General features: G+C 59.4%; 8 protein-coding genes and 1 other RNA gene. 8 read left to right on the forward strand and 1 reads right to left on the reverse strand.

Features of this window, described 5'->3' with window-relative positions; translation table 11 throughout:
• Positions 1-12: 12 nt before the first annotated feature.
• From RZV17_RS00670 to RZV17_RS00695, 6 genes are all read left to right on the forward strand, one after another.
• Positions 13-990 (forward strand): pectinesterase family protein, encoded by a 978-nt coding sequence (locus RZV17_RS00670; protein ID WP_355606342.1) that lies wholly within the window; start codon positions 13-15, stop codon positions 988-990.
• Complete coding sequence (gene pelA, locus RZV17_RS00675) at positions 990-2,018, forward strand: pectate lyase (RefSeq protein ID WP_355606345.1); 1,029 nt, start codon at positions 990-992, stop codon at positions 2,016-2,018. Before RZV17_RS00670 ends, pelA begins: the two co-directional genes overlap by 1 nt.
• Before the next feature lie 67 nt (positions 2,019-2,085).
• A non-coding RNA gene (locus tag RZV17_RS00680) (sX9 sRNA) lies at positions 2,086-2,162 on the forward strand.
• 72 nt (positions 2,163-2,234) lie between these two features.
• On the forward strand, positions 2,235-6,095 hold the full coding sequence (locus RZV17_RS00685) for a LamG-like jellyroll fold domain-containing protein (RefSeq protein WP_355609079.1): 3,861 nt from the start codon (positions 2,235-2,237) through the stop codon (positions 6,093-6,095).
• A 382-nt stretch (positions 6,096-6,477) separates the two neighbouring features.
• Entirely contained in the window at positions 6,478-6,954 is a 477-nt protein-coding gene (locus RZV17_RS00690) for a hypothetical protein (protein WP_355606348.1), read from the forward strand.
• A 22-nt stretch (positions 6,955-6,976) separates the two neighbouring features.
• The gene (locus tag RZV17_RS00695) at positions 6,977-7,618 is read left to right on the forward strand and encodes a hypothetical protein (RefSeq protein WP_355606351.1); all 642 of its coding nucleotides are present in this window, start codon (positions 6,977-6,979) and stop codon (positions 7,616-7,618) included.
• Between the two features lie 4 nt (positions 7,619-7,622).
• On the opposite strand, the gene RZV17_RS00700 is transcribed toward RZV17_RS00695, so the two are convergent.
• Positions 7,623-8,021 carry a hypothetical protein gene (locus RZV17_RS00700; RefSeq protein ID WP_355606354.1) on the reverse strand — a complete coding sequence of 133 codons (399 nt, stop codon included), beginning with the start codon at positions 8,019-8,021 and terminating at the stop codon, positions 7,623-7,625.
• Between the two features lie 62 nt (positions 8,022-8,083).
• Here RZV17_RS00700 and RZV17_RS00705 point away from each other — a divergent pair, with 62 nt between their 5' ends.
• Together RZV17_RS00705 and RZV17_RS00710 are read left to right on the forward strand one after the other, a co-directional pair.
• Positions 8,084-8,680, forward strand: coding sequence for a hypothetical protein (locus tag RZV17_RS00705; protein ID WP_355606357.1), 597 nt, complete (start codon positions 8,084-8,086; stop codon positions 8,678-8,680).
• Positions 8,681-9,099: 419 nt separating this feature from the next.
• A complete protein-coding gene (locus RZV17_RS00710; RefSeq protein ID WP_355606360.1) occupies positions 9,100-12,921 on the forward strand; it encodes an RNA-directed DNA polymerase in 3,822 nt (1,273 codons plus the stop codon).
• Positions 12,922-13,003: the final 82 nt, after the last annotated feature.

Consider the following 13,003-nt stretch of genomic DNA (forward strand, 5'->3'; position numbering starts at 1 on the left):
CAGGAGCAACGCATGCAACCGCATCGCAGGAACGTGTTACGCACCTTCGTCGCCACCGCCGTGCTGGCCGGGATGTCGCTGGGCAGCAGCGTCGCCTTTGCCGCCGACCCGGTCTACACCGTGGCCAAGCAGGGCAGCGCCGGCTACCGCACCGTGCAGGCCGCCATCGACGCCGCCGTGCAGGGCGGCAAGCGCGCGCAGATCAACATCGGCGCCGGTACCTACCAGGAACTGATCGTGGTGCCGTCCAACGCACCGGCGCTCAAGCTCACCGGCGCCGGCGCCACCCAGACCGTCATCACCTACGACAACTACGCTTCGCGCATCAATCCGGCCACCGGTGCCGAATACGGCACCTCCGGATCGTCCAGCGTCATCATCGCCGGCAACGACTTCACTGCAGAAAAACTGAGCTTCGGCAATCACGCCGGCCCGGTTGGCCAGGCGGTGGCGGTGCGCGTGGATGGCGACCGCGCCGCGTTCCGCAACGTGCGCTTTCTCGGCTACCAAGACACGCTCTATCTGCGTGGCGCCAAGCTGTCGTATTTCCTCGACTGCTATGTCGAAGGCACCGTGGATTTTGTCTTTGGCGCCGGCACCGCCCTGTTCGAGAATGTGCAGCTGCATTCGCTGGGCGATGGCTATCTCACCGCCGCCTCCACCCCGCAGGAGGCCGCGCGCGGCTTCGTGTTCCGCAATGCCCGCGTCACCGCCGCCAGCGGCGTCAGCCGCGTGCACCTGGGCCGCCCGTGGCGCCCGTATGCCAGCGTCAGCTTCATCAGCAGCCAGCTCGGCGCGCACATCCTGCCCGAAGGCTGGAACAACTGGGGCAACGCCGCCAACGAGGCCACCGCCCGCTACAGCGAATACCAGAGCAGCGGCGCCGGCGCCAACCCCTCGCGCCGCGTGAAATGGTCGCGCCAGCTCACCGCTGCCCAGGCCGCCGCGCAAGACCGCACCGCCATCCTCGGCACCTGGAGGCCGTTCTGATGATCAAGTTCTCAACCTTCGCGTTGACCGGCGCGCTGCTGCTGGCCCCGCTCTCGGCCATGGCCGACACCATCGCCGACAACATGCTGCTGCTGCAGACCGCCTCCGGTGGCTGGTCCAAGCAGTACAAGGGTGTGGCGGTGGATTACACGCGTACCTTCACCGCCGCAGAAATTGCCGAACTGCAGCAGCCCGGCCGCAAGGACGATGCCACCATCGACAACAAGGCCACCACCTACGAAATCACGTACCTGTCCACCGCCTTCAAGAACGAAAAGAACGCCAAGTACATCGCCGCCGCCCGCCGCGGCGTGGACTACCTGCTCAAGGCGCAATACGCCAATGGCGGCTGGCCGCAGTTCTACCCGGACCTGTCGTCCTACCACCACCAGATCACCTACAACGACGACGCCATGGTGCGCGTGCTCAACCTGTTGCAGGACATCGGCGAGGGCAAGGGCGACACCGGCGCGCAGCTGCGTGGCAGCCATGGCGCCAAATCCACCCAGGCCGTGGCCAAGGGCCTGGAATGCGTGCTCGCCACCCAGGTCAAGATCGGCGGTACGCTCACCATCTGGGGCGCGCAATACGATGAAGTCACTCTCAAGCCGGCCAAGGCGCGCGCGTATGAGCTGGCCTCGCTGGCCTCCAGCGAGTCGGTGAGCATCGTGCGTTTCCTGATGCGCCAGCCCAACCCGTCCGCGCAGATCAAGACCTCGGTCGAGGCCGCTGCGCGCTGGTTCGACACCCACCGCATGCGCGACCTGGCCACCAAGAAGATCGACGACCCCACCCAGGAAACCGGCAAGGACGTGATCCTCGTCGCGCAACCGGGCGCCTCCTTGTGGGCGCGCTTCTACGACCTGCAGAATCAACGCCCGCTGTATGCCAACCGCGATGGCGTTGCATTGACCGACTACATGAAAGTGCCCAACGAACGCCGCGTCGGCTACGCCTGGCACGGCACCTGGCCGGACAAGCTGCTGAAGGAAGACATCCCCAAGTGGCGTATTGCCAACGGTCTGTAACAGTGAGAGCGGCCAACAGAACACCTGCGCAGCCGCCAAGCGTGTGCGGCCGGTGCTCGGAATCGGCATGTACCACTCGTACACTCCGGTTCTGAGCGCGCCGTCCGCACCCACCTGACGACTGCTCGCTACGTTCTGTTAGCCGCTCTCCCCCGCCGCACGGCACCCCCGCGCGGCGACGTCTTTTGAAGTGAGGTAAGCGTGCTGAAGCTTTTGATGGGTGTGGTGTGTCTGATCGCGTTGCCGGCAAACGCGGCATCTGTTGGGGCACCGGAACTGCTGTTCCGCGTGTCCGCCGATCGCAGCCTGGATGCGGATGTCGCCCGCGGCGACGGCGTGCCCAACTTCCGCGACAAGATCGCCCTGGTGCCCACCGGCAAACGCGGCAACGCCATCGAATGGGCCGACGACGGCGTGCTGTCGTGGAATGCCCCCGGCAACCTCTACACCCAGCGCGGCACGCTCGGCTTCTTCTGGCGTTCGCGCTACCCGGTGGGCGAAGCACCGTTCGTGATCTTCCGCGTCGGCTACGCCGACCACACCAGCTGGGACATGGCCTGGCTGCGCATCGACTGGAACGGCCACGGCTTCGATGCCTTCGTCACCGACGCCAACCTCGCGCGCACCCGCGTCTCGTTCAAGCTCGACAAACTTCCCAGCGCCAGCGACTGGACCCACATTGCGTTTGCCTGGGATGAAACACAGGGCGTGCGCCTGTATGTGGACGGCAAGGAAGCCGCACGCGTGGACTGCGGTGCGCCTTGCGCCAACGGCGGCGCGCTCGATTACGACGCCGCGCTGGATCAGTTCGGCCTGGCTGGCCGCGTGATGTCGCCGCACCAGGTGCAGAGCCGCTACAACTTCCTGCGCGGCAGCGACTTCGACGAGATCCGCATCTACGACCGCATGCTCGACGGCGCAGGCGCCAGCGCGCTCGCACGTCTGCAGGAACCCACCACCGCCGTCCCCGCCACCAGCGACGCGCAGCACACCGCCTTCCTGCACCGCTACGGTTGGGACAACGGCCACACACCGCCCCCGCTCACCGCACCGGTCACCCGCATCCGCAAGGTGGAATTCACCGACGCGCGCGACCTCAAGCAATGGATGTGGAAGGCCACCGACGGCATTGCCGAAACCACCTGGCCCGGCGTCTACAACCGCTCGCGCCTCCCGGGCCGCAACGACTACTTCCAGCTGCCCGACTGGAACACCTATGTCGAAGGCGGCAAGGCGCTGGACCTCACCCTGCCGGACGAGCCGGTCAACCGCATCGAACTGCGCGGCGCCGCCTACGGCCAGGCCAGCTACACCGCGCCCGCTGCCGCCGGTGCCACCACCGCGCAGGCGCAACCGCTGTTCGCACGCGCACAAGGCGTGGTGCGCAGCGTGGACCAGTTCCCCGAGCGCCGCGGCGGCACGCTGCGCTTTGCCAACACCGCGCAGGAAACCCCCATCCAGGAAATCTGGGCCTACAACGTGCAACCGGGCGATGTGCCCAAGGGCAGCGCGCAACTCAGCTACACCGTGCGCAGCGACATCCAGCCCGACTACGACAACCTCGCCGAACTGCGCGGCGTCATTGCCGGCCGCTACCCGCCGGGCGAGCGCCAGACCGTTATCGCGCTGCCCACCAAGGCGCCAGCGCGCAAGCGCCCCAGCGACAAGGCCGCGGCAAGCGCGCAGCCCATCGTGCACATCCTGGTGCCGTCCAGCCTTGGCGATCCGCCGCCGGACCAGGCGCTGATGCGCAGCTGGTCCTACGGCTGGGAGAACATGCACGACGGCCTGGACGGCATCGCCATCACCTTGCCGGCGCTCAACCTGCCGGCCACCCACAACGGCAGCATCCCGCTCAACATCCGCATCAAAGACCCCATCTGGCCGGCACGCGACATGATCGATGTCTCGGTGGCCGTCGCCCCCGGCCAGGCGCGCACGCTGTGGCTGGACCTGCGCGACAGAATCCTCAGCAACGACAGCCTGATGCTCAGCATCGCCGCCGCCGCACCCGGCTTTAACGCCAACGCGCTCGACGGCACCCAACTGCAACTGGTGTTCAAACCACGCGCCGAGGCCATCAAAGAGCACGTCGCCGACCGCTTCAACCAGGTCAAGGACAACTGGGGCTTTCTGGTGGAAGAACACACCACCTCCAAGCGCCAGCTGCTCTACAAGCGCCTGGACGCCGACATCACCGACCTGCTGCGCGTCGACCCGGACCACGCGCTTGGCCGCGAATACTGGAACGACATCAGCTACGCCAACCAGGGCGAGTTGCCTGTCGAGATGCCCAGCGTGCCCAAGGGCGTGCCGGCCTGGGCGTTCTGGCAGCTGCAAGACCTCAGCGCCACCCGCCGCTATATCCGCTGGTGGATCGAGCAGCGACAGGTAGCCTACGGCGATTTCGGCGGCGGCATCTCGGATGATTCGGACCTGGTGCAGCAATGGCCCGGCGTCGCGTTGATGGGCGTGGACCCAGACATGCTCAACGCCTCCATGCTGGCGCTGTCCGATGCCAACTACCGCAACGGCATGTTCACCAACGGCCTGTCCACCATCGAAACCGACGAGCTGCATGCGTATGAGGAGGGCATCAACCTCAACAGCGCCCTGCTGTACCTCAACTGGGGCGACCCGCGCACCGTCGAGCGCCTGATGGAGACCGTCAAAGCCTTCGATAATGTCATCCAGGTCAACCCACAAGGCCACCTGCTGTTTGCCAGCAACTGGTTCGGCGGCCGCAAGGTCTACCGCGAGCCCAACTGGCAATGGCAAAAACCGTACTCCTTCCCCATCGTGCACCCGGCCATCCTGCTAGGCGGCTATAACGCCGACCCCAACAGCCGCCGCATCGTCACCGGCCTGGCAGACGGCTATCTCGCCCACGCCTACACCAACGCCAAGGGCAACTGGGCGCTGCCCAACGAGATCAACTGGCAAACCGGCAAAACCCGCGGCGGCGAACTGTTCGAAGGCAGCGGCGGCGCCGACACCTTGCACACCTTCTGGGCCGCCTACCGCTTCACCGGCGATGCGCGTTATCTCAAGCCAATCGACTACCGCGTCGCCAACAGCGGCCCGAATGGTTTATCGCTGCTCAACGAAAACTTCCTCGACGTCATGGGCAAGCGCAGCGACTGGAGCGGCAAGCTCATCGATGCCGCAAACAAAGACGACGGCAGCGCCCCGGACTTCCCGCACCATGTGGCCTGGGAGCAAACCGGCAATCTCGAGTATCTCGCCGCCATTTACCGCAGCGAGGCACGCGAGAAACTGCAGAACTTCTACATGAACACCGAAGGCCACTGGTGGAGCGACCGCGTGGAATCCCCCACGGTCAACCTGCAACGCGCCCGCCTGGGCGGCGTGGCGCTCAAGCGCAACCAGACCTACCCCGGGCACACCGTGAGCTGGCGCTTCGCCGATCCAGAGGCCGCAACCCAGGTCGCCATCGCCATCCCTGCACCGCAGCAAGACCGCTTCACCGTCATTGCCTACAACACTTCCAGCAAGACTCAGCGCGCCAGCATGACCGGCTGGAACGTCGCCCCAGGCCAATGGCGCATCATCCAGGGCGTGAGTAAAGGCAATGACGGCAAGCTCGACAGCAACGCCAAGACGCAAGAGGTCGCTTTCGAAAAAAGCGCGGCCATCGACATCGACTTCCCCGCCGGCCGCACCACCGTCCTGCAGCTCGAACGCATCGCCGCCACCACCCCGGTCGAACTGCGCCCGGACTTGGGCATTGGCCACGGCGATGTGCGCGTGACTGCAGACGCCATCGAAGTGACCGTGCATAGCATCGGCCATGCCGATGCACCGGCCGGGTTTGTGGTGTTGGAGGATGCGCGTGGGAAGGAGCTGGCGCGGGCGCAGTTTTCGGCACTTGCAGCGCCACGCAATCTGCAGCCAATCACAACGCAGGTACGCGTGCCACTAACCAACGCGGCAAATCTAAAAACCGCGCACCTGCGTGTGGTGACCGAAGGCAACGTCCCAGAGATTACCGACCTCAACAATAATCTTGCTCTACCCACCCCTGCCAAGCCGGCAACCACAAAAAACAGCCAATAACCCAACACACCAATCCCTTCTCCCGCACGCGGGAGAAGGTGCCCGCAGGGCGGATGAGGGCAAAGCCGATAAAGCCAACGATCAATCGCCCAAGCGCATTGACGCAACCCAAAAACTCGGCGAGGATCAGAGCGCGCGGCATGTAATGCAGCCGCAAAGCCACACATTTCTTCAGGGGGAAGAAACAATGTTGAGCAAGGCATGGAGCATCGCGGCACTGACTATGGCCGCACTGGGGATGGGGCATAACACCTGGCGTCAGAGAGGGACATAGCTGAAAAGCGGTGAGCTTCCGACGCTCGTAGCAATTGACCACGGTAAGCGAGTCGACGGGGATCGTGTTACGCCGCGCTTAGGCGGCCGAATGGTAGTTAGGCCCGCTATGGCAGACGATTATCTCGCTGGAGCAACGTACTTGATGCAGGCGGGGGCGTTTCGCTCCTGCATCAGCACACTCATCGAGGAGATGGACAAAACGCCCGATGGCATGCCTGCTAAATTTGCTTGCCTTCCTGCGTACTTTTTGGCCTCTCACGACATGGAATTGCTGCTCAAGGCGGCCTTGCTCAAGCGTGGCACTCCCTTGAAGCAACTCAAGGTGCCTGACGTAAGGCACAACTTGGAAAAGCTTGCTGAGCTGCTTTCCGGCCACGTCAATATAAGTGATACAACTTTGCGCCTCATCAGCGCACTTTCCCCGCAGCACAAGCAACATTTCCTTCGTTACGGCGGACCAGCCACGCTACCGCATCCACGATGGCTGCTCGAAGGTCTAGACGAGATCTTGCAGTTATGCCCGGTCTCTGGCGGCGGGCCTAGCAATTCATTCAAGCCGAAGCCGCTTTGCGGATCGGTTTAATTCAGGCATTAAGGCGCACTACATGACATCAACGCAGTCCATGGATGAAGTACACGCCAACTACGTGACTTTGATAGGCGACGAGCTTGGTACGGCTTTCGCTACGCTTCATCGCAAGCTGATTGAACTACATATGGTGTGGAAACAGTACCAGCAGCTATTCGGTTCGGATCAAGAGACAGTGGAGCTTTTGAACCGCACCGCCGCACTATTTTTCAAAATCATTCAAGACGAAATGTGGGATAGCGTTTTGCTCGGCATATCTAGGATGACTGATCCGCCTGAGACCCGCGGCAAGAAGAATTTAACCATTCACTCATTGCCCGCTTTGATTGAGGATCCCTCGCTAAAGCTTGAACTGGAGACTCTGTGCGAGGCAGCTCTTGAGCAGGCGGCTTTCGCAAGAGAGCACCGAAACAAACGCATCGCTCATCAAGATCACGGGTACGCCACCAATCGATCAGCACACGCTCTCAGCGGTATCAGCCGAGAGCGCGTAAAGTCCATGCTTGCAGCTATTGGCAAGGTAATGAATCGCCTGAATCTGCACTTCAAAGACAGCACTACCCTCTACGAGGAATTCCTTGATGACAGCGGCGCCAGAGTGCTTGTCTCAAAGCTGCGCAAGTTTGAGCGTCTTAAAGCTACGCCGGGTGCGCCATAAAAATTCATTCAAGCAGAACCCGCTTCGCGGCTCGGCTTAATTCAAGCGCTAGACATTCACCCACTTCAACGGAGATTTCAACTTGGCTGCGATAAATCTCAAAGACACAGAACAGCTGACATACGATAACGTTGCCAAACTTATCGGCTCCGTCACAGATGACAGACACTGGCAGTTGCGTGTGACCAAAGATGGAGTTGCATACCTCTCCGAGATTGTTGGTGCCGACGATATTGGCGACCTGACTTTTCGCATGGAGACCTGGTGTGCCGGAAACGGCTATGTCGGTCCTCAGGCTGCTCTGGATGAGACCTGGGTGAACAGAGTTCTCAAAGACCTCCAACAGAACTGGCCGAGGCCAGAGAGCAGCTACATCGACTTCTAGGCCTAAAAGTTCATTCAAGCCGAACCTGCTTCGCGGGCCGGCTTAATTGAGGCGTTAGGCCTCGCGACAGGAGTCATCTAGTGCCACAGATATCGCTGACAGATTTTGTTGATGTTGTTTCGAAAGCCGGACGCCCAAAGGCCACTAAGGTGCGACAGGTTAAAGAGCGCCCCGAGTACGAGCCAGCCTTCGACTTCTATAAGGCTCTTCGAGAACATGTCGTTGAGAATCACCGCAAGAACGGCGGCAAAGCGGCAGTCTCGGATGTTATGAAGTCGTTGACAGACCCAAAAAAGATCAAGAGCTATCCTGAAATTCTGAACGCATACAAGAAATGGTGGGGGCGCAAAGACCTGATGTGGTTCAATCCCCCGCGTGATGTCTATTCAGCTGGTGGATTCGACATCATATTGAATCCCGAACTTGGTCTGGTCGTAAATGGCGAACGACACATCATTAAGATGTACTTAAAAAGCGATGCTTTGACCACATTTAAAACAGAACTGATCATTGATTTGCTCGAACACCAACTTCGGTCGAAGGTAGCGCCGACTGACAACTTTTCCGTACTTGATGTCCGTCGCTCAAAGTTGTTCTCAAATGGACCGCACGCTCCAGCTTCTCTGCCAATCGTTAACGCCGAGATTGCTTACATATCAAGCATATGGCAGCAGTGAGGCCTAAAATTTCATTCAAGCCGACGCAGCTTCGGGACCCGACTCATGAGATGTTAGGCCTCTCATGCTTGATCCAAGCAACTGCCAAGAGGTCTGGAGTGGATGGCCCACATGGGCAATAAAAGCCACATGGGCAATAAAAGAAGAGGACTAGGTGCAATTAATAAGTCAACCTGACTCCTTTTCCCCAAGCAGGACTGCCGTTGGAGTCCGTCGTTGGCAGGAGTATGTCTGCTCTAACCCGTACGGCCGCCCTTGACGTCAGAAATTCCGTGAAGGCCCCCCACTTTAACATAGGTTTTCAGGCCCTTCGAGGTGCGCCGGCTGCCCCGACAGTGTGCACAGACCAATTGCGCACCCGGGGATATACCATTGTGTCAATTTGTTCAGCTTCAACAATCCAAGTTCAAGGTTGACTAATGAGCGTAGTGGACTCGCGTTACGATAAGTTGCGTCCTCAGAGGGAGATTCTTCAAGACGAAGTGGTCCTAGCACAGGCGTGGAAGAAGACACATACATTCATCCGTCGGTACAACTGGTACGCCGACGTTCTGGAACTGGATGCCTCCGCGATTTGCCTCTCGAGCAACTTGGCGACTTGGTCACAAGACCTTGCATCAGGTGAATACAAGACTTCCCCAGCCTGGCTCGTTCCCGCTCCAAAAAACGGCCTTTGGTGTTTCAAAAGTGAGGGCGATGGGGGATGGCAGCCGCGGGTCGCACCAGATGAAGCGCCGCCAGTTTTGCGCCCTCTTGCTCATATCGGTGTACGCGAGCAGACCGTTTCCACGGCCGTCATGTTGTGCCTTGCCGATTGCATAGAGACGGCGCAAGGCGACACCTCGCTTTCGGCAGAACGTGCCGTCGAGAACAAGGTGTTTAGTTACGGAAACAGGCTGTTTTGCAATTGGTCGAAGAACAACACCCTGGCTTCGTTTCCTTGGGGTAACTCCAACACTTATAGCCGGTACTTCCAGGATTATCAGAAGTACGTCGAGCGCCCTCTCACATCCGCAAAAGCGGTGGATGTTGACGAAAATGAGTCGGTATTCGTCGCCACTCTCGACCTCAGCGCATTCTTCGACAAGATCAACATAAAGCTCCTCATTGATAAACTGAGAGATGAGTATCAGAAGTTCTATGAAGAGACTTACGATGACGTTAAGCCCGCAGATGATGAGTTCTGGGAAACGGCGGAGAGAGCCCTAAGTTTTGAGTGGCGTGAAAAAGATCAGCAACTAGGCGGGCTCTTCCGCGATAACAAACTTCCGAGCGGCCTACCACAAGGCTTGGTTTCGAGCGGATTCTTTGCCAATGCCTACTTGCTGAGCTTTGATCGCGCAGTAGGCGGCTTCGTTGACAAGCGTCCAGCGAGGAGAAGCTTTCGTGTCCATGACTACTGCAGATATGTTGACGACATAAAGCTGGTCGTTTCGGTAGACAAAGACGGAGACACGCCGCACGACCTTGCAGAGCTTGGCCAGGAAATTTGCAACTGGGTCCAGTCTCTTTTGAGTAAGCACACCACGCCAGATGGTAAACCTGACGGTTACTTACGTCTGAACGCAAAGAAGACTCAGCTCGAAACGGTCACGGAGTTGGGCACCGAATCTGGCACAGGTGCACGGATGAAAACGCTGCAGCACCAGCTCAGTGGTCCGTTCGATCTGGATTCGCTTCGCACTGCTGAAGCCGGCCTCAATGGTCTGCTTGCGCTCGCCGAGTTGGGATTGCAGGAAGAAACGACTTCAACGAAGGGAAATCTGAGGCTGGCAACTGTGGCATCGCTGAAGCGTGAGGTGCGCGATGACACCCTTACTCGGTTCTCGGCATACCGGTTGATGCGGTCTCTTCGACAGCGGCGAAGTATGACGGACCTGACTGAAGTGAAGGATGGAGAAAGCGCGACGGACGCCCTGCTTCATGACTATCAAGCGGCAGCGCGCCGTTTGACCTCAGCGTGGGCTATGAACCCGTCACTTGTTCAGGTTCTTCGATACGCTCTTGACCTTTGGCCAAGCACCGAGCTACTCACGCCAATCGAGGAAGCGTTGCTTAGCAAAGTAGCTCAGAAGGGGGATGGAGCAGCCCGGGGACGTAGGGTCGCGTTCTATGTTCTTGCAGACCTATTCAAAGCTGGAGCCACTGAGACAGGAAGAGAAGCCGAGAAGGATTCTGCCTTCCAAGTCGCCGATGTAGCCAGCTACCGAGCCCAATTGGCAACACTCGCAACTAAAGTGATGAAGATGGCTGGGGTTCCCTGGTACGTTCTTCAGCAAGCAAGCCTGCTGCTTGCTTCCTTGAACAAGTCTGCCCCGTTGCCCGAGACGGGTGAAGAGCTGAAGTATCACAGGGCACTACAGGCGTTTGGCAAAGGCAGACTTTCGGATGAATCCATTGCCTTTGAAGAAGAGGTCGTCATATCTCTGGTGGGGTACCAGCTCACCAAAGATAAAGCTCAGTATGTGCGTTGGTTTATTCGGCTTGGTGAGGCGCGGCATAAGCAGATTTCCAAAGCTTGGCCAATCGTGGCCGAGACGGCGCCGGAACTCGCTGACCACTTGCTTACGTCTAGCAGACCTGCGATGGCAGACCTGGTTGCGAAAGCACCTCGATACTTAACCCACTTCGCCGCGAACCGCTGGTCGGACGGCGACGCACCACTCATCACAGGAAAGTGGCTCCGACTCCTGACTGTCATCACTCACCCCTCAGCACTGTTCAGTCAAGAGAACGCTCTGCTCAAGCTGGCTCAGGCGCTGAGCAAGTCATCGGACGTTCGCAACTTTGCCCCGGAGCTGCTGACGCCGTTAAATGTGCAAGTGAAGTCAGCGGACTGGACTCAACTAAACAATCCGAGTCTTGCTGACCTTGAGGCTCGCGCGGTCGAAACGCTGAAAACCACAAACGGAACATACGACACCCCGCTCTGGTGCGATGAGGACGACGCTTGGATGTACGCGTTCGGCCGTTTGTTGCGGGCTGCGGCCACGGGAGAGCCGGACTTCACTGCGCGGCACTGGCTCACAAGTGAAGATGCAGGGCGTTACAGCGGCCTGAAGAGCACCTGGCACAAGCGCCGCCTTGGCATGCTTCATACGGCTGAGGGTCTTAGGGGCACAACGGCAGCCATAACACCCTGGTTTTCCGATTTGCTACTGCACCTCCTTCGGTGGCCTGGAGTCACTGAACGGAAAGGTGTGCAAGTGGCATCCATTCAAACACGGAAGGACTTCAGCGACGTAATAGAAGAGCGCTTGGAATTCCAGAAATCGCTGTATGGGGCGAGCAGCCGTCTCCCCATCTATCGATATCCAGTCGAATGGCCACTCGACCGTGAGCGTGGCCTGAGGGTGGCCATGGTGCAAGGATTAATGCCGTTGCACGCCGACTTCAGTAACGGACTGGAGGGTTTGAACGAGGTCGGCTTCCGCGAGAAGCATCGCAATCACACAGCTGCGCTTCTGCACCTGGCCAACAAACATCTAGTGGCTCGGGACTACGTGCTGGGGACAAGCGACAAACCCCATTTCGACTTGGTGGTGTTCCCAGAGCTTTGCATCCATGTGGATGACCAAGATTTGATGCGGGCATTCTCGGACGCCACTGGCGCAATGTTGTTCTACGGCCTTCTCGGAGCAAAAGAACCCGCAACTGGTGACCCTATCAACACTGCACGGTGGCTCGTCCCGCAACGCCGAGCCGGCCGACGCGCGTGGGTTCAAGTAGACCAGGGCAAGCTAAACTTGGTTCCCGAAGAAGCAACGCTCGGCATTAAGTCGTGGCGGCCTTACCAAGTTGTCGTGGAACTTGTCGACCCCAGTGACTCAGAAAAGAAGCCTTACCGACTAACTGGTTCTATCTGCTACGACGCCACCGATATTTCCTTAGCCGCGGACCTGCGGGACGAAAGTCACATGTATGTGGTCGCGGCGATGAACAAGGATGTTAAAACGTTCGACGGAATGGTGGCTGCTCTACGATACCACATGTACCAGCATATCCTCATTGCAAACATCGGAGAGTTTGGAGGCTCTACCGCGCAAGCTCCATATGACAAGGAATATCAGCGCCTGATTTCCCACTCCCATGGCGGCAATCAGTTAGCGGTTTCCGTATTCGACATACGTATGGAGGACTTCGGCCCACCGCTGGAAGCAGCGAAGCCAGGAATCAAAAAGATAAAAGAGGTCTCCGAACGTATAGGTAAAGCACCTCCAGCTGGGCTCGCGCGGGAGTAAACCCAAATTTTGCCGGCCGGGGCGCTTCAAATGCCTCGCTGGTTCACGCGCTTCGACGGTGCCTGCGTGCTTTAGCGCTGCT

The sequence above is a fragment of the Xanthomonas cannabis genome (assembly GCF_040616535.1).
In the GTDB taxonomy this organism is placed as follows: Bacteria; Pseudomonadota; Gammaproteobacteria; order Xanthomonadales; family Xanthomonadaceae; genus Xanthomonas; species Xanthomonas cannabis.